The following is a 23,084-nucleotide window of genomic DNA, read 5'->3' on the forward strand; positions in this document are numbered from 1 at the left end:
CGAAACATGCCAAAAAGAATCAATAAAGTTTCTGATGACCTTTGGATCGGAGACGAACAAGAAGGCTACGCGCCGCATTTTAGAAATACAATCAAAAGAAGAGGAAAAGGTTTTAGTACTGGTTTTGGTACTAGCCATATCATGGAGGACGTTCTTAGCCCTCCCGCAAAAACTGTGGAGCTGATTGATGAAAACGAAACAGATGAAGGCGGGTTTTATGACGCATCTTATCTCCTTTTCTCAGCGGGAACGCATGGAGATTTCATTGATATGAGAGTGAACAGCGTGCATAACAGGCAAACTCTGACTCGCTTTTCACAATTTTTCATGTTCCCAATATTTTTATTTACATATCTAGTTATAAGATTACTTCGCGACGACACTCCTTGGCTATATTTAGATCCAGCCGAATTAGGCATTCTTATCTTCATATTTTCTCTGTGTTTTGTTGAATTTTTTCGACCAATACGAACCCCTGTTAGATTCCATCATAAAAATCAGGAGGTTTACGTTTACCACAAAAAAGCACTATATCGGATCCCTTGGAGTGAATGCGAAATCGCTTCAATGTATGCACCTCACCATGTCGGTTATGGTGCTTTTTCGGATGCATATAATCTAAACCTTTGGTTGTACCCTAAACACTGTGTAGAAGGAGAATGCGGAAGCCAGCCAGTAGCTTTAAACTTGGTAACTGCGGTAGGCGAGCATGGAGAAGTATATACCTATTGGGAGTATATCCGCCGATTTATGACTAAGGGAGAAAAGGGTATCCTAACAGGAAACATGCAACAAAAAGTGCTCTTTAGTTTTCCTAACCCTGAATGGAACACAAAAGCCAAAGTGATTGGTTGGTGTTTGTCACCGATCTTTTATGGGTTGTTGCCTTTTATTTCCCCCTCACAGTTTGCTATTCGCTTCAACCCAATCAAAGACCATTGGCCTGAAGAGGTTCACAAATGGACAGGGAAAACCATTGATTGGCACTAAGCTGACCCCATTAAAGCCAGCTCGTGATCATGTGCTGGCTAAAAAAAATACGCATACTAATTTTATGCAAAGTTATGAGATATAGTTTTTCTACGAAAAAAGTCATATTGCTACTAGGTGTCGTCTTAACGCCGGCAACCGGGTGTTTGCAAAATGAAGAGCCAAGCTTCAATGAGCTCATCCAGCAAGGCCCCTCCGTTCTAGCCTATTATTTTGGCGAGCATTCACCGATTAGTCAGCAATCTGATCCTTATATTTCTAGCTTATACCGACCTGGCGACCTTCTATATCAACCCATCCTGGATTTTCAAAATGGTCGCTTAGACAAGGCAGTTCCAAAGCTAAAATCTTTGTCTGAAGGTGGCAACGCTGATGCAATGTTCTGGTACGCGGATTTTCTAACAAAAAGTAGTGTTAAGACTAAGCACGAAGGGTATCTATGGTTTGAAAAGGCCGCAAAACTGGGTAATCCGTATGCTGCAATGGTGCTTGTACCTACAAGTAAGATTTGTAAAGACTACTTCAAGGAGTTGTGCAGTATTCATTGGCAGGATACCGCAAAGAGCCTATTAGAAAAACGAGCCGCAGGCGGCGATCTACGGGCCAAGTATTATCTTGAAAGGCCAATTAACCCTCACACCAAAGCAGATTTCGAGAAGATGTTAGCCTTGGTCGACGAATCAGCCAAGATGAACTTTTTTATCCCTACTTTGGATATGCTTAAATTCTATGAAGGCATGGGAGATAGCACTGATTCCGAAATAGTACGCATTCTTCAAATCGTAGCGAAATATAACTTCTTGCCTGCTTATATCGCTTTAAATGAGTTTTCAACCAAAAATGAAATTTATCCAACGGCAATAAAGTTGGGTTCAAAAGTACAGTTAGAAATAGATGCTCTTCGCTGTACCAAAGAAAGCCATAAACTGGCTATACAAGATTTAATAGATTGTTTATCCAAAGCGTACACACTGAATGACTTTTATAATGAGCCTTTTACACTTAAATACATGGTTTTACCCGATGATCCAAACCTCATTCAGAAGGCAAAAGAAAAATCAAAAGCCTTCATCGATACAATGACCCCTACTGTTTACATAGATGAAATGCATGTAGATGGCTTCTTCTAGTCCTTCAACAACTTCCCCTTAACCCCATTAAACACCGCCAGTACACGATCGTGTGCTGGTTTGTGATCGGCGATAAAAGACAAGCATGTCAGCGCGCTATCCTCATAGTTTTTCGGGAGTGCCAAGTTCAGATCGCTAGCGATAGTACGAACATAATCGAGTTGCTTCTTTGAAGGTAATTTCAACTCATCAGGGATCGCATCTTGAATCGTGTCTGTCAGTTTCTCGGAAAAGTCCGGCCAGTCATTGAGGTTGATCTTCGTTTCCTCTGCCAACCTCAAAAAGCGTTGCTGTTCTTCGCTAAGCGAATAGGTAAAGGTGACTGCGCCAACCGAAAACTCGACTTCTTTCATTTTTATGCTCTTATCGAAACTGCTGTTTTCTCGATGCTATCAATGCAGTCGCTTGAATGTTGTCTGACTCCTGCGAGTTTCCGTCCATGAGTTTCTCTCTGATCTTTCGGCCAAATCTTGCTCGCTGAGCAACTTTTCGCCCAACCCACAAGCAATACCTTGCTCTCCCCTTTTCATGACTAGTCTAACTTACTGTTTTCATTGAACTCACTCACTGGCACACCCCTTGCGTTATTCCCACTGTAGTAAACAACCTCCTCCGAATTTTTATAGGGAAATTAAGATGCCAACTCCTTGTTATATCGCCATCGAAGGCAAAACCCAGGGCAACATCACTGCCGGTGCCTTCACCGCTGACTCTGTCGGTAACATCTACGTGGAAGGCCACGAAGACGAGATGCTGGTACAAGCCTTTGACCACATCGTGACCGTACCCACTGACCCACAAAGTGGTCAGCCTTCAGGCCAGCGTGTTCACAAGCCGTTCAAGTTCACCGTGGCACTGAACAAAGCGGTTCCCCTGATGTACAACGCACTGGCCTCCGGCGAGATGCTGCCGAAGATTGAGCTCAAGTGGTACCGCACTTCTGTAGAAGGTAAGCAGGAGCACTTCTTCTCCACCATCCTGACTGACGGCACCATCATCGATATCGATTGCAACATGCCTCACTGTCAGGACGCACAGAAGAAAGAGTTCACTCAGCTGGTGACTGTCTCTGTGGCCTACCGCAAGATTGACTGGGAGCACACGGTGGCTGGTACTTCCGGTGCAGATGACTGGCGTGCGCCTATCGAAGCTTAAGGCTTCCTGGCAGAAGGCGTGTTTCTTTGTGAAGCAGGCCTTTCTGACCTCACCCGCCCTCGCGGCGGGTTTTGTCGTCAGACAGTGACGTCTGATGAAGCTTCTGAAGTCTCTCAGAAGCAATGGATAGTTCTTGCTGGGTATCTCTATGGCTACGGAAAGCGGTCTCCAATTTACTCTTAACGTCGAAGGCTTGCCTGACGACACCTTTGTGGTGGTCGACTTTCAGGGCGAAGCCCATCTCTCGGCCCCTTTCTGTTTTGATATCAAGCTGGCCAGCCGCAATGAAGCGGTGTCTGAAAATGACACGGTGGACCGTAATGTCACACTGGTAATTTGGCAGGACGGGGAGCTCAAGCAACGCTTTCACGGGATTGTCCGCCGTTTCTCACGGGGTGATACGGGTTTTCATCACACCCGTTATGCACTGGAGATGGTGCCGTCCCTTGCCAGACTGTCCCTTCGTCAGAACAGCCGTATCTTCCAGCAGCAGTCTGCCCCGGAAATCATGAGTATTCTCCTGCAGGAGATGGGCATTGATGATTATGCGTTCTCGCTCTCCGGCACGCCGCAGACCCGTGAGTATTGTGTTCAGTACCGGGAAACGGACCTTGAATTCTTAGAACGTATTGCGGCGGAAGAAGGCATTTTCTATTGCTTTCTGCACAGTAAAGACAAGCACACCGTGCTGTTCTCGGATGATACCCAGACCCTGTCTGCCTCGGGCCTTGCGCTGCCTTATAACGTGAATGTCGGTGGTATCTCCAAAGAGAACTTCGTGAAAGGCTGGCAGTCTTCGGCGCAGGCAAGACCGTCTTCCGCGCAGCTGAAAGATTACAGTTTTAAAAAACCGGCCTATGGCTTTTTGCACGAACACGCGGGCACGGAAATGGCCTTTCAGCGTGGCACGTATGAGCATTATGACTACCCGGGGCGTTATAAGAGTGATGCCGCCGGGAAACCCTTTACCCAGTACCGCCTTGAGCATTTAAGACGTGATGCCATCACGGCGACAGCACAAAGCAATGTCCCGCAGGTTCAGCCGGGCATGCTGTTTGACCTGGTGGACCATCCGGATGACGCCACGAACCGTGACTGGGTGGTGGTCTCTACCCAGTGTGAAGGCACTCAGCCGCAGGCGCTGGAAGAGGCTGGCGGTGAGGGCATGACGACGTTCCACAATACTTTTTCAGTGATTCCTGCTCACCGGCCGTGGCGTCCGACACCGCAACCCAAGCCTTGTGTCCATGGCCCGCAAATCGCGATTGTTACCGGTCCCGATGGCGAGGAAATCTTCTGTGATGAGCATGGCCGGGTGAAGGTGCAGTTTCCCTGGGACCGTTATGGCAACAGTGATGATGCCTCCAGTTGTTGGGTACGGGTCTCTCAGGGCTGGGCGGGCGGTCAGTATGGCATGATGGCTATTCCCCGCATCGGTCATGAGGTGATTGTCTCTTTCCTTGAAGGTGACCCGGACCAGCCGATTGTTACCGGGCGCACGTATCACGCCACCAATGTGCCGCCTTACCCGCTGCCCGCCAACAAGACGCGTACGGTACTCAGAACCGAAACCCATCAGGGGGAAGGCTTTAATGAGCTGCGCTTCGAGGACCAGGCGGGGCAGGAAGAAATCTATGTCCACGCCCAGAAGGACATGAACCTGCTGGTCGAGAATGACCGCAAGGACAACATCAAACATGACCTCCATCTGGATGTGGAGAATGAAAGGTTCCAACATATCAGGGTCGATGACCACCTGACGGTAGACGGGCAATCCAAAGAGCATGTGAAAGGTGATATCAGCCTGACAGTCGATACCTCACTGCACATCAAGCAAGGAAAGAAACAACTGCTCGAAGCAGGCACCGAAATTCACCATAAAGCGGGCGACAAAGTCATCATCGAAGCAGGCACCGAAATTACCGTCAAAACCGCCGCTGGCTTTGTAAAGCTGGATCCTGCAGGGGTTCATATTTCAGGTCCTGTAGTCAACCTCAACTCAGGAGGCAGTGCGGGAAGTGGTAGCGGGTTTGGGGGACTCAAACCTATGCTGCCAAACGAACAACGCGCATTTAATCGACGGGTCATGATACTTCACGACAAGTCTGAAGAACCTGTTCCATTTGTGGATTATCGAATCGAACTCGCTGACGGAACTGCGTTTGAGGGTCAATCTGACAAAAATGGCATTGCTTACTTCGTTGAGTCTGGCGAAGAACCACAACCCTTTAAAGTTTACTTGAGAGATGAAGGATGAATTGGAGATTAGCCAGTGAAGGGAGAACCACACCTTCCAGTGATTCTGAGCCACTAGTCGTTCGTGCCCCTATGGGGAATCAGTTTTGGCTTGAGAATACCAGTGGCAGCAGCTTAGATGTTAAGTACTATGTTAACGGTCAAGCTTCTCCTTCGCTTCCCCAAACAGCAGATAAACCAACAGTGTTGGACAACAGCCTTGCGGGAACAACGGGTAAGCTAGAAATAGAAGTCGACGGGGAAAAAACGACACTCATTGAGAATATTGATTCATCGTTACTCTCCGCACCGGGTGACCTTCGTGGAGGAATAATTGTTGGCAAACCGGGAGAGGTTGCACCAACGCCTAGCCCCAAAGTTCACTTTGACCCGACAGCTCCCCCTCTCGATTCAAGGATATTGTTGCCTGACAATGCGTTAGGAAACACGGAGGTAGATGTTATTTCTGTTGTGCCCAGCATGCCTAATACCCAGGCGATCACCGAAGAAGGTATCTACAGTGTCGATACATTGTCCGACGGACAAGTGTTTTGGGTACTTGAGTCGTTTATGCAGAACTCAATTGCCACGTCAGCAAACGAGTTTTCGGTGGCCATCGGCCAAACCGTTCGTCATGGAAAGGAACTTGGTAGTGCAGGCGCAAGAAGTTTTTTGAAAGAAGTGCTCTTTCAAGGAAAGTTTGCAGTGAAAAACATTTCCTCCTGGGGGGGTAAAGCCGCAATTGTATTTAAAGGCAATCACCGCTCACGCTCCTTTCTGACAGCTATCATGTATGGCGTCAAAAACAACAAAATGTCATATATATCTAGTTACGCTGAAGTTGCAACTGAGTTACTCAACAAAAATATAACTGGCGCATATAAAGCCGCGGCAACTGGAAGTATGCCCCTTAAATCTGGGAATTTTATCGGTTTCGCAATAGCAACGGCATTTGATATTCATGCGTTCATGAAAGACGACGACCCAGAAAAAAATTGGGGCGATCTTCTGGGGATGTTAGGTGTGACATTTGTAAAAGTCTGGGCAGCAGGTTTTGTCGGTCTACTCACAGCAGCAGGTCTATTGGCTTTTTTCGGCGCCCCCGTTCTCTTGGTCGTAGGTTTAGGTGCAGTTGCGTCTATTGTTGCTGGGGTGGGTCTAGATTATCTGGACTCTTATTTTGGAATCAAAGAAGGTGCCCGTAAGATAGGACGGGGGTTTGTTGAGATTATAGACAGCCTGCTTAGCTTTTCGTTTGATGACCTTCAGCGTATGGTGGAAACTTGGGAGCAGGACTTTAAGTCCTCCTTAAGAGAAAACGACCCGAATGGCTACTGTGCTCTATTTTGCAGCGATCCGCTCAACCAATTAGATGCGTGGATGAGGGGTCTCGGTGGTAGAGGGCTTGGAGGCAGATTCTAGTGGCAACCACAACTACGACGTTTAACACCGGAGAGAAGGCCGTAAATGCAGCAAGCTTCGCATTTATTTTTAGTTCGATTTTTTGCCTTGTGTTTACGCTAATCTTCTATTTGACGAATGATGAGAAGTACCTTTTTAAGAACATTGCATTCGCATTCATAATATTTGTAATTTCTTTTTCCTACATTTCTGGTCGGAGTTATAAAAACGGCAATCCCATCCATTATTGGGCATCAACATCTCAAAAAGTAATGATTTGCTATTATTTAACGTTCGGCTTACAGCCTTTATTTTTCATTACCTCTCTTCCCGGCACTGCGTATTGGGCTATGACGTTCATCTCACTGAGCTCTGGTCTAGTGAGCTATGCTTTTGGTAAACATTATTTTGACCCCAAAACACAGAGCCAGAAAATGGCAAAAGAGGGCATGCTAAAACAAGACTACGCTGCTGGGTCTCGAACGGCTTCGGGCAGTATTTTTCATGCATTTCGAACGCCAACTAACCCTGTCGCATTGCTGTTTGTAAAAACCTTCAAGTCCATACTCATTGGGTTTGCCATTCTCGCTGTATTGTTCGGAGCTGGTGCAGGATTTATTCTCTTAGCTTTATTTAAAACAATAGTGCCGGCCACGACTGAAATATCCCCCCATGCTGTCGTTTTGTTTCTGGTCATGCTTCCCATGACAACGGCAGGAATGGCTTACTTATACCCCATAACAGCGTTTATAAAACAATGGGGATTGAACAGTACAGCGAGTAGCGAAAAATGATCACTCAATTAGGAAGAACATTTTTCGTATTTATATGTTTATGTAGTGCAATACCTATAAAAACCTTTGCATCAATAGAGGGCAGCTATTCCACTCCCTCTGATGCAAGGGCATTGAGACAATATGTGGTTGGTGTGTTCAGCGGTAAGCTCGCCATCGAAAATGACGGAGACATCTACCTCGCGAAAGAAATGGATAGGACTGAAAGAGCAGAGTTTGCGGAATATCTTATGATGGGTAGCTCCGAGCTGAATGAGGCGAAATGTCTAGTGACACCGTCTAAAGACATCGCGTTAATCGAAACGGCTGCGTCATCCGCCGGAGCTGATGTCACCGAGGTAATGGCATCCGGTGAATCCGCACTGAAATTTGTTGATGATCAGAACCAAAAGGCCATTATCACGCTCACGCCGAAATACAAGATCCGCCAGATACTGTGTGCTTCGGAAACAGAAATTGAGATCGCTAAAAGTAAGACTTTCTTCTTTAGCAGGCTGATGGGTATTGTCCCTTTGGTTAAAAACTAAGAATTTAATAAGGAATAAGTCATGGGAAATGCAGTTCGACTGGGGGATACGGGAACAGACCACGATGGTTTCCCACCAACGCTAACAACCGCGGGTTCTGGCACAGTTAAAATTGATGGTATCCCAGTTTGCAGATTGGGCGATCCACTGGCGCCTCATGACAAACCTAAGCACCCTCCACATGGTCGCAGTATTGCGGCAGGTTCAACGACGGTTTTTGCAGATGGAAAACCCGTAGCAAGAACGGGAGACCCAGTAAGCTGCGGTGGCGTGGTTATTGGCGGCGGCACAGTAAATATCGGTTAGACCTGTTGTCTTGCTCTGACTTTTCTTAGTTTATCTTCCCAAACTAACCGCCTGATCTCTGAATATATTGGGCGGAATCAACCTTCACCAATTCAAATACCTAGCCCCAGAAACTTCTTATTTCAGCTCAAACCAACCTGACTAATCCGGCCAAATCTTGCTCGCTGAGCAACTTTTCGCCCAACCCACAAGCAATACCTTGCTCTCCCCTTTTTAGGTTTAATCTAAACCATTGTTTTCATTGAACTCCATCACTGGCACACCCCTTGCGTTATTCCCACTGTAGTAAACAACCTCCTCCGAATTTTTATAGGGAAATTAAGATGCCAACTCCTTGTTATATCGCCATCGAAGGCAAAACCCAGGGCAACATCACTGCCGGTGCCTTCACCGCTGACTCTGTCGGTAACATCTACGTGGAAGGCCACGAAGACGAGATGCTGGTACAAGCCTTTGACCACATCGTGACCGTACCCACTGACCCACAAAGCGGTCAGCCGTCAGGCCAGCGTGTTCACAAGCCATTCAAGTTTACTGTGGCACTGAACAAAGCCGTCCCTCTGATGTACAACGCACTGGCGTCCGGTGAGATGCTGCCGAAGATTGAGCTCAAGTGGTACCGCACGTCTGTCGAAGGTAAGCAGGAGCACTTCTTCTCCACCATCCTGACTGACGGCACCATCATCGATATCGATTGCAACATGCCTCACTGTCAGGACGCACAGAAGAAAGAGTTCACTCAGCTGGTAACCGTCTCTGTGGCGTACCGCAAGATTGACTGGGAGCACACGGTGGCTGGTACTTCCGGTGCAGATGACTGGCGTGCGCCTATCGAAGCTTAAGGCTTCCTGGCAGAAGGCGTGTTTCTTTGTGAAGCAGGCCTTTCTGACCTCACCCGCCCTCGCGGCGGGTTTTGTCGTCAGACAGTGACGTCTGATGAAGCTTCTGAAGTCTCTCAGAAGCAATGGATAGTTCTTGCTGGGTATCTCTATGGCTACGGAAAGCGGTCTCCAATTTACTCTTAACGTCGAAGGCTTGCCTGACGACACCTTTGTGGTGGTCGACTTTCAGGGCGAAGCCCATCTCTCGGCCCCTTTCTGTTTTGATATCAAGCTGGCCAGCCGCAATGAAGCGGTGTCTGAAAATGACACGGTGGACCGTAATGTCACACTGGTAATTTGGCAGGACGGGGAGCTCAAGCAACGCTTTCACGGGATTGTCCGCCGTTTCTCACGGGGTGATACGGGTTTTCATCACACCCGTTATGCACTGGAGATGGTGCCGTCCCTTGCCAGACTGTCCCTTCGTCAGAACAGCCGTATCTTCCAGCAGCAGTCTGCCCCGGAAATCATGAGTATTCTCCTGCAGGAGATGGGCATTGATGATTATGCGTTTTCTTTATCCGGCAGCCCGCAGACCCGTGAGTATTGTGTCCAGTACCGCGAGACGGACCTTGAGTTCTTAGAACGTATAGCGGCGGAAGAAGGCATTTTCTATTGCTTCCTGCACAGTAAAGACAAGCACACGGTGCTGTTCTCAGATGATACCCAGACTCTTTCTGCCTCGGGCCTTGCGCTGCCTTATAACGTGAATGTCGGTGGTATCTCCAAAGAGAACTTCGTGAAAGGCTGGCAGTCTTCGGCGCAGGCAAGACCGTCTTCCGCGCAGCTGAAAGATTACAGTTTTAAAAAACCGGCTTATGGCTTTTTACATGAGCACGCAGGCACGGAGATGGCCTTTCAGCGTGGCACGTATGAGCATTATGACTACCCGGGGCGCTATAAGAGTGATGCCGCCGGGAAGCCTTTTACCCAGTACCGCCTCGAGCATTTGAGACGTGATGCCATCACCGCAACGGCGCAAAGTAATGTCCCACAGGTTCAGCCGGGGATGCTGTTTGACCTCGTGGACCATCCGGATGACGCCACGAACCGTGACTGGGTGGTGGTCTCTACCCAGTGTGAAGGCACTCAGCCTCAGGCGCTGGAAGAGGCCGGCGGTGAGGGTATGACGACGTTCCACAATACCTTTTCGGTCATTCCGGCTCATCGGCCTTGGCGTCCGACACCGCAACCCAAACCTTGTGTCCATGGCCCGCAAATCGCGATTGCCACCGGTCCCGATGGTGAGGAAATCTTCTGTGATGAACATGGCCGGGTGAAGGTGCAGTTCCCCTGGGACCGTTATGGCAACAGTGATGATACCTCCAGCTGTTGGGTACGGGTCTCTCAGGGCTGGGCCGGCGGTCAGTATGGCATGATGGCCATTCCCCGTATCGGTCATGAGGTAATTGTCTCTTTCCTTGAAGGTGACCCGGACCAGCCGATTGTTACCGGGCGCACGTATCACGCCACCAATGTGCCGCCTTACCCTCTGCCGGCGAACAAGACGCGCACGGTGCTTAGAACCGAGACCCACCAGGGGGAAGGCTTTAACGAACTTCGCTTTGAGGACCAGGCGGGGCAGGAAGAAATCTATGTCCATGCCCAGAAGGACATGAACCTGCTGGTCGAGAATGACCGCAAGGACAACATCAAGCATGACCTCCATCTGGATGTGGAGAGTGAAAGGTTCCAGCATATCAAGGTGGATGACCACCTGACGGTTGATGGGCAATCCAAAGAGCATGTGAAAGGTGACAAGACGGTCATCAGTGACAACAAAGTCCACATCAAGCAAGGCACAGGGCAACTTGTCGATGCAGGCAATGAAATACACCAAAAGTCCGGTGCCAAGTTAGTGATTGAAGCAGGTAGCCAGATCACGCTAAAAGCGGGGGGCTGTTTCGTCACTGTTGATACTTCAGGGGTACATATATCAGGCCCCGTTGTTGATCTGAATGCAGGAGGCGCAGCAGGAAGCGGAAGTGGATACGGCGGTGCAGCACCCACATTGCCAGGACAACTGCCACCCAAGCCAGAAAACCCACTCCCTATGCTGACACCAGCACAAATAGCTACCATGAAGTCCGCCGCGCCATTCTGCGAAGAATGTGAAAAATGTAAGGATGGCCAATGCGAGATATAGCCCAAGAGACAGAGGCTCCTCTCTATTGGTATGCCATATTCAACGGAACCTGCGATGACAAAGCGTTGGCAGATTTCTATCGCTTTGGCGGTAATGACGCCAAACCACTTTGGAGCGGGACCCCCTACGCAGAATGGCATGAGGTGATGCCTTATATCGCTGACGTTTCGCACTTGCCTGATTTCATTACCTGGACGGAGCAGGAAGCGAACGAGGACTGGGGCATTCTCGTTGCAAGCACTCTCCTCTTGCCGGACATATTCCAACATTTTCGCAGTCTCACACTGGTGTGGATGCCATCAGGCAACCATGCCTTTTTCCGTTTCTATGACCCAAGATTCAGTATCGATCTAGCGAACTTCTGTGATGAAGAACAGCGCAACCAAGTGATGGGTCCTTGCCAGCAATGGGTTTCAAAACAACGCACCGTGACCAATTCTACCCCTGTATCTTCAGTCGTTGAGAAACCCTTTCCGTGGTGGGAAGTGCCTGAAGCTGTCGTTAAAAAACTCAGCGAAGAAGACAAATCCGTCCTCATCGCCAACAGCATTAAATGGCTCCGGGAAAATCATGCCGATATCTACTTTTCTTTTCCTGAAAGAACCATTGAAGCCAAGGTCAAGCGCTTGGTTGAGCGCTACAAGGAAGAATTCGGCACGTTAAACAGTTACATCAAAAATGCATTGGATAAAGAGGTGTATCGGTGAGCAGTAACTTAATGACGATGGCTGACGTCGATAACATGTTCAGCAAGATTAAATCGGATTTCGAGACCTCGATTGATGAATACCGCAAACACTCAGAGAACTGGTTTTATGGGTGGGCGCTGGATATGGAACAAAAGGTTATCGTCAATGATAACGAGCAGTCTGCAGATACAGACGAATCAGAAATCGAAGCCGATATCATCACCTGCCCACTTGATGGAAAGATCACTCTTGTTCATTGCTTTGAAGCAGAAGCCTTTGTTCCCATCACTGGCACGCCATTTAAGGTGCAACCGGTCAAATTCGATGATGGGATATTTATCGATTCATACGAACCTGATGGCCCAGCAGTGTCCGGCACAATCGGTAGCGACGGCACCGCTGAGGTCACGCTAGACCCCAAATATCGGGGTAAACCTGTCCGTATCACCTTTTATCCCGAGGTGAGCGAAAGTGACATCAAAACCATGCTCGATTCCTATGACCCAACAATCAACAAGCTCACTGCTTGGTTGGATAAAGAATGGAAAACGCAGCGTAGCGAATGGCAAATCTATCTTAACGATCCTATTGATGTCTGGGACGAAGTCGGGAAGTTTCTCGACAATATGCTGGATGCTGTCGTTGATGCCTGGGATGAAATTGCGGATTTATTCAAGCTACTCGCCAACCCGACAGAGCTAGCGAAAAAACTCTCCAAATATTTGGAAAATCCAGAGTTGATTGCAGAGAAGCTGGCCTCAGCAAAAGAAGAAGCAGAAAGAATGCTGACACTGATAAAAGATGAAGCGCGCTGCTTCTTGTGTCTCAACGCAGTCATCTCTTGGTTCAAAATTCTTAGCCCACTCCAGATCCTTACTCTGGTGTCTGTATCTCTCGCCTCCATTCTGGTTGAGGTTGTCCTCAGTATTGTTATCCCCGGCGGCGCAGTTTTAAGAAATATCAATCGACTCAGAGATGTTGCGGGTACCGCAACCATGGTAGGTGCGTAAATGAGCAGGAAAGGACGCGCCGTCAAGGCCGTGAAGAAAATCAAAGAAGTCGTTGATATCACAAAAGTGGACGCGGTGGATAACATCGATACATTAAAAAAGGTCACCCAACATGGTAATGGAAAGCTCAACGCCAGGGCTAAAGCCACTCAGAGTGTCGAAGGGAAAAACCTAGACGGCGCGACTTCGGAGAAACGCTCTGCGACCCAAAGTTCGCATATCACTTCTGAAAAACCTCGGGATATCGATAACAGCAAAAGCACCACCGAGAAAGGCGACGCAACACAAGGTGCTGGTAAGGACGCATCCGAAGGCTGTCCGGTATCTATGGTCACGGGTGAAGAAACCCTTCAACTTAGCGATGTTACGCTTCCCGGTGCGTTGCCTTACACTTTTACCCGAACCTACAAAACATCAAGCTGTGAGCTCAACTCAAGTTTGGGTTATGGCTGGAGTCACCCTCTCAGCCAATCTCTGATATTCGAAGCGGGCAAATTGTTCTGGAAAGATGCCGAAGGCAAGCGCACCCAACTTCCAGAGCCTACAGAGTCGCGACCTGAAATCTATAACGACCTCGCAGGAGCAGCAGTATTTCTGGGAGAAAAAGGGAATGAATATGTCTTGGCGCAAGCCGGGCAACCCTTTCATCACTTCACCCGCAAAGGGAATACTGCTCAGCTAACGGGTTTATCAGACAAATACAATAACCGCTTAACGGTCGAATACGACGGCTATCAACGACCTCAAGCAGTTATCAACGAACAGGGTATTGCGCTTTGGTTTGTGTATCAAAATGGCCTCATTTCAGCGATTGAGTTCCGCACGCTGAAAACAGACGGCTCAAAAAAAGAATGGGTAACAGAGCGCACCAGTTTCACCTATCACTACAACGAAAACCAGCAACTCATTGATGCCCTTAACACTTCAGGCGAAGGCGAGCACTATCAATATGACGAGGCCAACGTCATCTCACTGCGCAAAATGGCAGGTGGCGTCGAGTTCGGCTGGCAGTGGGAAGGTGAAGGAAAAGAAGTTCGTTGTGTCCATCACTGGAGCAATACTGGTTACGACACCAAATTCGAGTGGGATGACGCCTCCAATGCCGTCGAAATCACCTATTCAGACGGCAGCACTGCCGCTTACCAACATGATGAAAACGCCAAGCTGATAGCGCAGACAGATCCCGATGGCGCCGTTACAAAAAACGAATTCAATGAAAATGGCGATTTAGTCCTCACTGTCGACCCGCTTGGTAATGAAACCCGTCACTTCTACAATGACTTCCAACAACGCGTACTGACCGTTCTACCTGATGGTGAGGTGATTGAATACCAATACTGGCGAGGCAACCTTCGCCGGGTCATTCAAGGCAAGCGCAACTGGCGCTACAAATATAACGCGCAAGGAGACATCACCGAAAAACGGGATCCACTTGGCCAAGACACTTTCTACCGATACAACGGACAAGGTCAGTTAACCGAAATCGCCTACCCGGACGGCAGCAAGCATAAATTGGCTTGGAATAGACTGGGTATGCTGATTGGCGAAACCTATCCCGATGGTTCTCAAGCTTCCTATCGCTACGATATTTTCGGTCGCATCATTGTTGAAAAGTCGGCTATTGGCGCTGTCACTCAGTATGAGTGGGACAACGCTGATAGGCTGAGCAAGGTGAAGCTCCCTTCCGGCCAAACTAAGCACTTCGAATACAATGCTTACGGCAAGGCAACCCGTGTTGTTGATGAAAACGGTCTGGAAACCCAGTACGACTATCACCCGAACACCGACCTTGTTAGTCAGGTCATCCAACCTGACGGCTCTACTCTTCGTTACCAGTACGAAAACGCCAAAAACTTCGTTACCGCCATTATCAATGAGCGCAACGAAACCTATCACATCGATTATTTCGCCAACGGTCTCGTTCGCAGTGAAACGACCTTTGATGGCCGTCGCTTTGCCTATGAATATGACCTCAACGACAAACTACTGAAGAAAACTGAGACCGGCACTCAAGGCACAGAACTGGAAACCGTTTTTGAGCGCGACGCCATAGGCAGGCTAACCAAGAAAATCCTGCCTGATGGACAAGAGGTCACCTACAGCTACGACGCTTACGGACAGTTGATTGGTGTTGATGATGGGGACACTCCCCTTGCGTGGCAATATGATTTGCTTGGCAGGCTCACCGAGGAACACCAAAGCTGGGCATCGAACTTCTTCGAGTATGACAGTGTCGGACATCTCTCCCACTGGCAATTGCCAGATGCCAATAAGCTCAGCTTTGAACGCTCTGCTGGCGGTGTGCTCAACCGTATCATGCTCAACGATGAGCAACTGACCCGTCACCATTATCAAAATGGTTTGGAAACGGCCCGCAAACAAGGCGACATTCTCAGCCGCTTTCAGCATGACGAACAGGGGCGACTGACTGCTCATACCCAGCACCAAAACGGACGACAGACACAATCCCGTCAATATCTGTATGGCGCTGATGGTAACCTGAGCGAGATGGCCGACAGCCGATTTGGTACGGTTTATTACGACTATGACCCGCTTTCACGACTGAAGAATACAAGGGGTGTGGTAGAAGAGTCGTTCGCCCACGACCCAGCAGGAAACCTGCTTGATCAAGTCATCGGTGCCAAGGCTGGCACTAAGCCATTCGATGTTGAAGGTAATCAACTCAAATTCCACGGCGACAGCCACTATGAATACGATGAATTTGGCCGACTGACTGCAGAAAAACGCGGCAAAGAGCAAAGCCTAGTCACGCAGTATGAGTACGACTGCCAACACCGCTTAACCAAAGCCACATTGCCAGACGGTTCGTTCGTCACCTATAAATATGATGCGTTTGGTCGGCGCATTGAGAAGCGTGTGACAAACAAGCTTGGCAGTGTGAAGACTACTGAGTTTGTCTGGCAAGGCGACACCTTGATTGCCGAAACCAGCAAAGACCATTATCAGACCTACATCTACGAACCCGGCACCTTCAAACCGTTGGCAATGCTGTCAGGTGAAGGCACAGATTGTCAGGCTTGCCACTACCACCTAGACCAAATCGGTACCCCAACAGATATTACCGATTTACACGGTAAATCCGTTTGGTCGGTGCAGTACCGCGCATACGGCAATGTGCTAAGAAAGCATGTTGAAGAGATCTCCAGCCCATTGCGTTTTCAGGGGCAATATTTCGACGAAGAAACAGGCCTTCACTACAACCGACACCGTTACTACAGCCCAAATACAGGGCGATTTGTTACAGCTGACCCCATCGGTTTAGCGGGTGGATTAAACAACTACCAGTATGTACCCAATCCGACGGGATGGGTGGATCCGTTGGGGTTGATTAATAAATCGGCGAATGGGTGTCCCACTGGAAATAGTGTAGATACTGAGCCCGAAGTCGAAGTCCCTCAAAATCAAAGAAATGTTCTTTCTGAGGCAGAAACACCGAAAATAAAATATAGAGCATTAACGGAATCGCAAGCTAAAGATGCCCTACAAGGAAAAGACATAAAACCCAAAAACATCAATGAAAATTATTCAATACAAGAGCATATTGACGATGGAAGTTTATCTACGCAGTATATATCATTAGGTTCAGAGAAAGCTGCGAGGCGATATGCTCGCCCGAACCCCAAACGGGGAAAGATTAATAAAAGTGTTATAATTGAAGTCGACACTTCAAAGATAGAACTATCTAGCGTTCATGATGTATCAAAAGGTATAGATCCTTCAACAGGGAAAAAGTTAAAGGATCCTGGATATAGATATTCTAGAAAAGACAAGGAAGTTCTAATTGAAGGAAAAATTCCATCTAATGCTTATAAGGTTATAGAATAAAAATGAACATTGATGAAGAAATAAAACAACTTTCAAATCAGATTGATATAGCTATGAAATTTGAATCTTACGATGAAGATGAAGAGTATGAAAAAAACAAATCATCAAAATATGACGTCTTAAAATTCATATTAGAAAAGCATGATGAATTGAAGAAAAAAATAATCAGCAACACTGAATTTGTTAATTTATTCAATAAGTGCATTCTTATACTTATTAATAATACAGGATGTTCAGAAGACTTTGAAATACTAGAGGAGATATTGGATAATCTTTATGAAAAAAACTTAATAGACTCAGTTAAATATAAGGAAATTATTAGCAAGTCAAATTTAGGAAGATGGATTGAATAAATTTAACTTTCTAAGATATTTTTTCTTAATCAACAGTCCGTGACGTTTATTAAGGATGCATGACATGTGGAGACATCATCCACTCTCAACAAAAGCATTATGACGAATTTTCATGTCGAAACATCATAATTGATAGTTCAGGTGGAAACATGGACATCGAAAATCGATATGAGATTAGGACTCTCAGAAAAGATAAATAAATTATCAAAGGAATCAATGTTATAGAGAAGTCTGCATATTTATCGTTAGCAGTGCTCTGTTGCTGCCTCGTAGTTCGGTAGAGAAAATGAAACATCTCGAGGTAACAGCAGAGCGACAAATTAAGTGATAGTTAAAAATGTAGATTTTAAGTTCAGCACATGGGTGCATGATGATAAAGAAGTAATGTTCCGTTATTCAAATTCTGGCGCCGCGGTTTTTAGTCAATCCCACAGACTAATTGTTGCTATGGAGTACTTACCAAGCGGCCATCTAGATGCAAAGGTGCTAGGTTTAGATGGAAATATTGTTACGTCAATTACCCCATCAGAAGAAGATATTTCCTATCAATACATCGTTGCCCATCCTTCATCTAAGAGTGGCATAGCTGTTGTTGCCTCATATTCAGAATTGGTTGGTCATTTCCAAGATTGGCACTTTGAAGTCAACCTTGATGATTTCAGTATTGGTAATAGGCTTACTCCAGCCTATTGAAGTCGAAAGCCGAAGCTAATTCCTGACTTTCACCAACAACCACTCACAAAACGCATGGGTCGACAGGTTTCGTTGCTGAGCTTTCTCATCCATTCGGCCTGATGCCACCACACTCACCCAGTCTTCCAGCATAGCTTTAAAGCCCTTGGTTTCGAGAGTATCTGTCCAATCTGCCAGTTCAACAGTTTGGGTGACGCCGTTTTCGAATTTCTCGCCTTTCAGGAAGCCGTTAAATTGATAAGCTTCGTTTTCAAAGGCCAACGACACTGACTCGCAGGTTTTGCCAAACTGGCGGTTCATTTGGCCATTGAACAGAGTGCCATTTTCTTCCCAGGAGAGGTTGATCATGGCGATTTCATCGCCCGCTTTCTGGCACACCACCTGAATGTCTTGCTGATCAATGTTTCCATGGATATTGAGCGAATCAATCACGTGGATCATGTCATCAAAAATGAAGTCCTGTGCTTTGCCTGTCAGATTGAGTCGATGTTTGTGCCATGTAAGCGTTCGAAGATCAGCTCGGCCCACCAGCGTGTTCCAAAGTGGAATGTAGCGGCGATTGAAGCCAACTAACAAAGGGACGGATTTTTGCTCTGACAAATCATGAAGCTTTTGGTAGTCGGCAAAATTCAGCGTGGCAGGCTTATCAACGAAAACGGGAATATGCTGCTCCATAAAGAACGTTGCAATAGCAGCATGCGTCTCGCTGCTGGTGTGGATCATCACACCATCGATATTCATCTTTACCAGCTCGCGATAATCGCGGCAGGTTTCCGCAATGCGATATTCGCTAGCGACTGCTGCCAGTTTTTCTGGGTTGCGGGTACAAAAGATAAGTTCGAGATTTGGCATGCGGGTGAGCAAAGGAAGGTAGGCTTTAGTAGCAATATCACCCAAACCGATAACGGCAATTCTCATTCATTTCCCTTTCATTGTTGAAGCAAATTGCTTGCTGATTCGGAGCCATTCGCAAGCTGAAAACCTGGCTTGGAGGGTATCATTTCTGTACCAATTTAGACTCCAGACGCGTCACACTAAAGAGACATTTTCGATATTCACCTTCTCTATTCCGTTCTCACTGCTTTTGTTGTTCCCTCGCTTATTGACACCTATTTGGCGCCATTGATAAGTTACGTTATAACATAACAAATCAGTTTGGCTAGGATGCTCATCCAGACCATAGAGAAGCATGTTAGATGCTCGCGTTGGGTCTGTATTTCAAGGGATATATGAATGAAAGACATTAAACCTATTTTCCGGAATCTCGAGAAAATGCTCCGGCAGTCGTCATGGTTTGATGATGGTTGGGAAATCTATAACCGTGGCGTGTACATGCAGCTTTATAAGGAAAATTGGCACAATGAGGCTCAAGGCGGCATCCACTTTGAAACCTATATCGAAGCGCCGCAGTTAAAGCAGAAAGAGTTTCCTATCTGTATGCACGCAGAAGAAGACTGCCCTTCACAATCTGAATTTGTCCGCAAATTTATGGATCTTGAAGGTGAGAAAATCAAGGGCTGGAAAGGCTATCAAACCATAGGGAGCGGTTATCACATTTGTCAGCGCAACCTGCCTCTCAACTTCAAAAATCTCGAACAAAAGCTGTATGAAGAATTTAACCGTCTCCGACAACTTGAAGGCGGTATTGAGCAGACATTAAGTGAGCTTTGAAGGACAGATAACGATGAAGCGGAATCAAAGTCCTTGTATTGATGTGTGTGATTTTTCTGGCCCCAAAGGGTGGTGTTTGGGGTGTGGCCGCACACGCGAAGAATGCCAAACATGGAAAGGCATGAAACCCTACGACAAGAACACCCTTCAAAAGGCACTGAAGAAACGGATGGTAAAGATTAAAACCCTACACAGTGAGAAAGACTAGACCCCCAGCCTTTCACTTCTATTCTACCCGTCCATTACTCAATGTATCTAAAGGCTGTAGTCGCGTTCTACTTTAGCGATGCGGGTCGTGAATGCGGCATACCATTTTTCCCGCCCAAGCTTCTGAGCTCCCACATGCTCAACGTTCGCTTTCCACTGTTTGATGGAGTCGAGATCCTTCCAGTAGGAGACCGTGATCCCCAAACCATCTCTGACTGATTCTATGCCAAGAAAACCTGGCTCCTGAGCGGCCAGTTCAACCATGCGTTCAGCCATATCGCCATAACCATCTTCAACATCAGTTCTTACGTTGGTAAATATCACCGCGTAATAAGGGGGTTTAGGGGTTTTCGCAATGTCAGGCATAGGTATTCCTTTACCAATGAGGGATTCGCTACTCAGCATACGGAAGCGTATCCGTAAGTACACCTTTGCAGTGCAGGTAAAGTGTTTTTTCGTCACAAAGTAGCATTGTGCATGAACACTTAACTGCTTAGCTTTAAATCTGTTCCCACCGGAATCAAGAGGTTAAGCAGTTATGGTCAGCATCTCTCTTACTAGGTTAATACGCAGTCTGTTCTTGGCTATCACACTGATGGCAGTATCTTTATCAGCACTCGCGAAAGACCTCCCTGTGGTCAAAGTTGGGGTTTTGAAGTTCGGCACCATTAACTGGGAAATGGATGTTATTAAACGTCACAAGCTGGATGAAAGAGCAGGCTTTATCCTTGATATCACACCTCTGGCTTCCAAGAATGCCTCTTCCGTCGCGCTACAAGGTGAGGCTGTCGACGTTATTTTTTCTGATTGGGTCTGGGTCAGTAGGCAACGTGCAGCGGGCAAAACCTACACCCTCTCACCCACTTCTGCGACGGCAGGCGGTATGTTCGCAGCTGCCGATATTCAGCTCTCTTCACCCTGCGATATTGAGGGTCAGAAGCTCGGCATCGCAGGTGGCGCGGTCGACAAAACCTGGCTCCTTTACCAAGCCTATTGCGAAGCCAAAGAAAACAAAGCAATCAGCGCGTTGACTGAACAACAGTTCGTTGCGCCTCCACTGTTGAACAAGCTTCTGATGCAAAACAAAGTCCCGGTCGGAATTAACTTCTGGCATTACGGCGCAAGACTCGAAGCGGCAGGGTTCCAGCCTGTTATCAGTCTTGATGAAATCGTCAAAGGCTTGGGGATCGATACTCAAGTGCCTATGCTTGGTTGGGTGTTCGATGAGAAGTGGGCGAATGCGAATCCATCTTTGGTCTCAGCGTTTTTGAAAACATCTGCCGAAGCGAGAGCTATGTTGCGATCCTCCGATGCAGAATGGGATGTCATCAAGCCACTCACCAAGGCAGAGAATGACGAGGTGTTCAATGCGCTTAAAACTGCTTATCGGCGCGGCTTCTCGGGCACGTTTGGTGAGGAGCAGTTGAATGCCGCCGCAAAAATCTTCGATATTCTCGCCAAAGAAGGCGGGCCGAAACTGGTGGGTAAGTCAACCACACTGAGTGACGGCACATTCTGGCTAAAGCCATAAACGGGAACAGCTAACGAGTGAGCTTATCGAGCTATCAACGCTACCTACTCCCCGTTCTGCTGCTGGTGTTTTGGCAGTGGTCAGCGGCGCTGGTTAACAGCGCCGAATATCCAACGCCTGTTCAGGTCTACAACGCGTTTGTTTTTGAGCTACTCAATGAGCAGATGCTTTCTCATCTTGGCATCACGCTTTGGCGGGTGTTTCTGAGTTTCATTATTTCCATGGTGCTCGGGGTGATATTTGGCATCATGATGGGTCGCTTTCCAAGGCTCAATGAGCTGTCGGATCCCTTGTTGATTCTTGCGCTCAATATCCCCGCTCTCGTAACCATATTGCTTTGTTACCTGAGTATTGGCTTGGTAGAAACCGCCGCAGTCACCGCCGTTGCGCTAAACAAAATCCCCACAGTCGTCGCGATGATCCGAGAAGGTGCTCGGGTGATTGATAATGATTTGATGGATGTCGCCAAGGTTTTCCGCCTCTCCCCGACCAAGCGCTTTTTCAACGTTTTCCTTCCCCAGCTTTACCCATACATCATGGCATCGGCTCGCACCGGTTTATCGCTGATTTGGAAAATCGTACTGGTCGTTGAGCTGTTGGGTCGCAGCAATGGCGTCGGGTTCAAACTTCACACCATGTTCCAGTTCTTCGATATCGCCGGCATTCTTGCCTACACCTTTGCCTTCGTCACCGTGATTTTCCTGCTCGAATCTCTGCTTTTCCGCCCTCTCGACAAAGTGATTTCAAGGGGTCGTGCATGATTTCGATTACGCTGAATATCGACGAAAAAAGCTATGGCTCTGAAACGCCGGTGCTGGGCTCACTGCGTGGTCAAATTAAACCTGGGAAAATCACCGCGATTGTTGGCCCTTCTGGTTGTGGTAAATCTACTTTACTCAACATGATTGCGGGGTTGGAAAACTCACAAAAAGGAGAGATCGGCTTTTCTAATGTATCCGAAGAAAAACCGAGGGTGGGTTACATTTTCCAATCGCCGAGGTTGATGCCTTGGCTCACTGCCGAGGAAAACCTTGAACTGATAGCTGGGAAGAACAATCCCGCCATTCAGGAAACGCTCAGTGCCATGGGGATTCTTGATAAGTTGGATAGCTATCCTGCTCAGCTTTCAGGTGGCATGCAGCGTCGAGTCAGTATTGCCCGGGCATTCGTTTATGACCCAGAACTACTGCTGCTAGACGAGCCTTTTACCTCGCTTGATGCCCCAACAGCCGATCAACTTAGGCTACAACTTATTGCGCTTTGGCAGCGCCAACAATCGACTATGGTGTTTGTCACCCACGATCTTCGTGAAGCAATTTCACTGGCAGATGAAATCTGGTTTTTAAGCCGCCCTCCCACGGAGGTCATTCATACCCTTTCCATCAGCCAACCACCGAAAAGGCTATTGAGTGACATACAAGGGATTCAGGAAATTGACCGCATTGCGTCATCACTATTACAGCAGCACCCCAAATTACTCAGTGGTATCGCACACCACTAGGAGCTGTAGACCTTTGGT

At 47.5% G+C, this 23,084-nt stretch carries 23 protein-coding genes; 20 read left to right on the forward strand and 3 right to left on the reverse strand.

Translation table 11 applies throughout. From position 1 onward, the window contains the following. Window positions 1–6 precede the first annotated feature (6 nt). Together K6Q96_RS24045 and K6Q96_RS24050 are read left to right on the forward strand one after the other, a co-directional pair. Window positions 7–990, forward strand: coding sequence for a DUF6708 domain-containing protein (locus K6Q96_RS24045; RefSeq protein ID WP_251880920.1), 984 nt, complete (start codon window positions 7–9; stop codon window positions 988–990). A gap of 74 nt (window positions 991–1,064) precedes the next feature. Further along, entirely contained in the window at window positions 1,065–2,120 is a 1,056-nt protein-coding gene (locus tag K6Q96_RS24050) for an SEL1-like repeat protein (protein ID WP_251880922.1), read from the forward strand. On the opposite strand, the gene K6Q96_RS24055 is transcribed toward K6Q96_RS24050, so the two are convergent. Beyond that, on the reverse strand, window positions 2,117–2,473 hold the full coding sequence (locus tag K6Q96_RS24055; protein WP_251880924.1) for a hypothetical protein: 357 nt from the start codon (window positions 2,471–2,473) through the stop codon (window positions 2,117–2,119). The two genes, K6Q96_RS24050 and K6Q96_RS24055, sit on opposite strands and share 4 nt — an antisense overlap. Window positions 2,474–2,756: 283 nt before the next feature. On the opposite strand from K6Q96_RS24055, the gene K6Q96_RS24060 reads away from it, so the two are divergent. From K6Q96_RS24060 to K6Q96_RS24120, 13 genes are all read left to right on the forward strand, one after another. Beyond that, window positions 2,757–3,275: an Hcp family type VI secretion system effector gene (locus K6Q96_RS24060; protein WP_062667983.1), complete on the forward strand. Its 519-nt coding sequence runs from the start codon at window positions 2,757–2,759 to the stop codon at window positions 3,273–3,275. Between the two features lie 148 nt (window positions 3,276–3,423). Further along, window positions 3,424–5,532, forward strand: coding sequence for a type VI secretion system Vgr family protein (locus K6Q96_RS24065; RefSeq protein WP_251880926.1), 2,109 nt, complete (start codon window positions 3,424–3,426; stop codon window positions 5,530–5,532). Then, the gene (locus K6Q96_RS24070) at window positions 5,529–6,932 is read left to right on the forward strand and encodes a hypothetical protein (protein WP_251880928.1); all 1,404 of its coding nucleotides are present in this window, start codon (window positions 5,529–5,531) and stop codon (window positions 6,930–6,932) included. The genes K6Q96_RS24065 and K6Q96_RS24070 overlap by 4 nt, the downstream gene beginning before the upstream one ends. Next, on the forward strand, window positions 6,932–7,705 hold the full coding sequence (locus K6Q96_RS24075) for a hypothetical protein (RefSeq protein ID WP_251880931.1): 774 nt from the start codon (window positions 6,932–6,934) through the stop codon (window positions 7,703–7,705). The genes K6Q96_RS24070 and K6Q96_RS24075 overlap by 1 nt, the downstream gene beginning before the upstream one ends. Beyond that, complete coding sequence (locus tag K6Q96_RS24080) at window positions 7,702–8,232, forward strand: hypothetical protein (protein ID WP_251880933.1); 531 nt, start codon at window positions 7,702–7,704, stop codon at window positions 8,230–8,232. The genes K6Q96_RS24075 and K6Q96_RS24080 overlap by 4 nt, the downstream gene beginning before the upstream one ends. A gap of 21 nt (window positions 8,233–8,253) precedes the next feature. Beyond that, on the forward strand, window positions 8,254–8,538 hold the full coding sequence (locus tag K6Q96_RS24085) for a type VI secretion system PAAR protein (protein ID WP_251880935.1): 285 nt from the start codon (window positions 8,254–8,256) through the stop codon (window positions 8,536–8,538). 323 nt (window positions 8,539–8,861) lie between these two features. Next, window positions 8,862–9,380, forward strand: a complete 519-nt coding sequence (locus tag K6Q96_RS24090; protein WP_062667983.1) for an Hcp family type VI secretion system effector — start codon at window positions 8,862–8,864, stop codon at window positions 9,378–9,380. A gap of 148 nt (window positions 9,381–9,528) precedes the next feature. Continuing rightward, complete coding sequence (locus K6Q96_RS24095; RefSeq protein ID WP_251880937.1) at window positions 9,529–11,565, forward strand: type VI secretion system Vgr family protein; 2,037 nt, start codon at window positions 9,529–9,531, stop codon at window positions 11,563–11,565. Next, entirely contained in the window at window positions 11,553–12,272 is a 720-nt protein-coding gene (locus K6Q96_RS24100; protein ID WP_251880940.1) for a DUF4123 domain-containing protein, read from the forward strand. The genes K6Q96_RS24095 and K6Q96_RS24100 overlap by 13 nt, the downstream gene beginning before the upstream one ends. Next, window positions 12,269–13,264 (forward strand): Rhs family protein, encoded by a 996-nt coding sequence (locus tag K6Q96_RS24105; RefSeq protein WP_251880942.1) that lies wholly within the window; start codon window positions 12,269–12,271, stop codon window positions 13,262–13,264. The genes K6Q96_RS24100 and K6Q96_RS24105 overlap by 4 nt, the downstream gene beginning before the upstream one ends. Next, complete coding sequence (locus tag K6Q96_RS24110) at window positions 13,265–17,110, forward strand: RHS repeat-associated core domain-containing protein (RefSeq protein WP_251880944.1); 3,846 nt, start codon at window positions 13,265–13,267, stop codon at window positions 17,108–17,110. Between the two features lie 2 nt (window positions 17,111–17,112). After that, on the forward strand, window positions 17,113–17,463 hold the full coding sequence (locus K6Q96_RS24115; protein WP_251880946.1) for a hypothetical protein: 351 nt from the start codon (window positions 17,113–17,115) through the stop codon (window positions 17,461–17,463). Window positions 17,464–17,787: 324 nt separating this feature from the next. Next, window positions 17,788–18,156, forward strand: coding sequence for a hypothetical protein (locus tag K6Q96_RS24120; RefSeq protein WP_251880948.1), 369 nt, complete (start codon window positions 17,788–17,790; stop codon window positions 18,154–18,156). Window positions 18,157–18,171: 15 nt separating this feature from the next. On the opposite strand, the gene K6Q96_RS24125 is transcribed toward K6Q96_RS24120, so the two are convergent. Continuing rightward, window positions 18,172–19,074 (reverse strand): Gfo/Idh/MocA family protein, encoded by a 903-nt coding sequence (locus K6Q96_RS24125; RefSeq protein WP_251880950.1) that lies wholly within the window; start codon window positions 19,072–19,074, stop codon window positions 18,172–18,174. Window positions 19,075–19,389: 315 nt separating this feature from the next. On the opposite strand from K6Q96_RS24125, the gene K6Q96_RS24130 reads away from it, so the two are divergent. Both K6Q96_RS24130 and K6Q96_RS24135 read left to right on the forward strand, forming a co-directional pair. Further along, the gene (locus K6Q96_RS24130) at window positions 19,390–19,827 is read left to right on the forward strand and encodes a hypothetical protein (protein WP_251880952.1); all 438 of its coding nucleotides are present in this window, start codon (window positions 19,390–19,392) and stop codon (window positions 19,825–19,827) included. A gap of 13 nt (window positions 19,828–19,840) precedes the next feature. Beyond that, window positions 19,841–20,035 (forward strand): DUF1289 domain-containing protein, encoded by a 195-nt coding sequence (locus K6Q96_RS24135; RefSeq protein WP_165018664.1) that lies wholly within the window; start codon window positions 19,841–19,843, stop codon window positions 20,033–20,035. Window positions 20,036–20,082: 47 nt separating this feature from the next. Here K6Q96_RS24135 and K6Q96_RS24140 read toward each other — a convergent pair whose 3' ends face one another. After that, window positions 20,083–20,400, reverse strand: a complete 318-nt coding sequence (locus tag K6Q96_RS24140; RefSeq protein WP_251880954.1) for an antibiotic biosynthesis monooxygenase family protein — start codon at window positions 20,398–20,400, stop codon at window positions 20,083–20,085. Window positions 20,401–20,614: 214 nt separating this feature from the next. Between K6Q96_RS24140 and K6Q96_RS24145 the strand changes: the two genes are divergently transcribed. The 3 genes from K6Q96_RS24145 to K6Q96_RS24155 are packed head-to-tail and all read left to right on the forward strand — an operon-like array spanning window position 20,615 to window position 23,066. Then, complete coding sequence (locus K6Q96_RS24145; protein ID WP_251880956.1) at window positions 20,615–21,565, forward strand: ABC transporter substrate-binding protein; 951 nt, start codon at window positions 20,615–20,617, stop codon at window positions 21,563–21,565. Window positions 21,566–21,582: 17 nt separating this feature from the next. After that, window positions 21,583–22,326 (forward strand): ABC transporter permease, encoded by a 744-nt coding sequence (locus K6Q96_RS24150; RefSeq protein WP_251880957.1) that lies wholly within the window; start codon window positions 21,583–21,585, stop codon window positions 22,324–22,326. Further along, on the forward strand, window positions 22,323–23,066 hold the full coding sequence (locus K6Q96_RS24155; RefSeq protein WP_251880958.1) for an ABC transporter ATP-binding protein: 744 nt from the start codon (window positions 22,323–22,325) through the stop codon (window positions 23,064–23,066). Before K6Q96_RS24150 ends, K6Q96_RS24155 begins: the two co-directional genes overlap by 4 nt. Window positions 23,067–23,084 lie beyond the last annotated feature (18 nt).

Source organism: Grimontia kaedaensis (assembly GCF_023746615.1).
GTDB lineage: Bacteria > Pseudomonadota > Gammaproteobacteria > Enterobacterales > Vibrionaceae > Enterovibrio > Enterovibrio kaedaensis.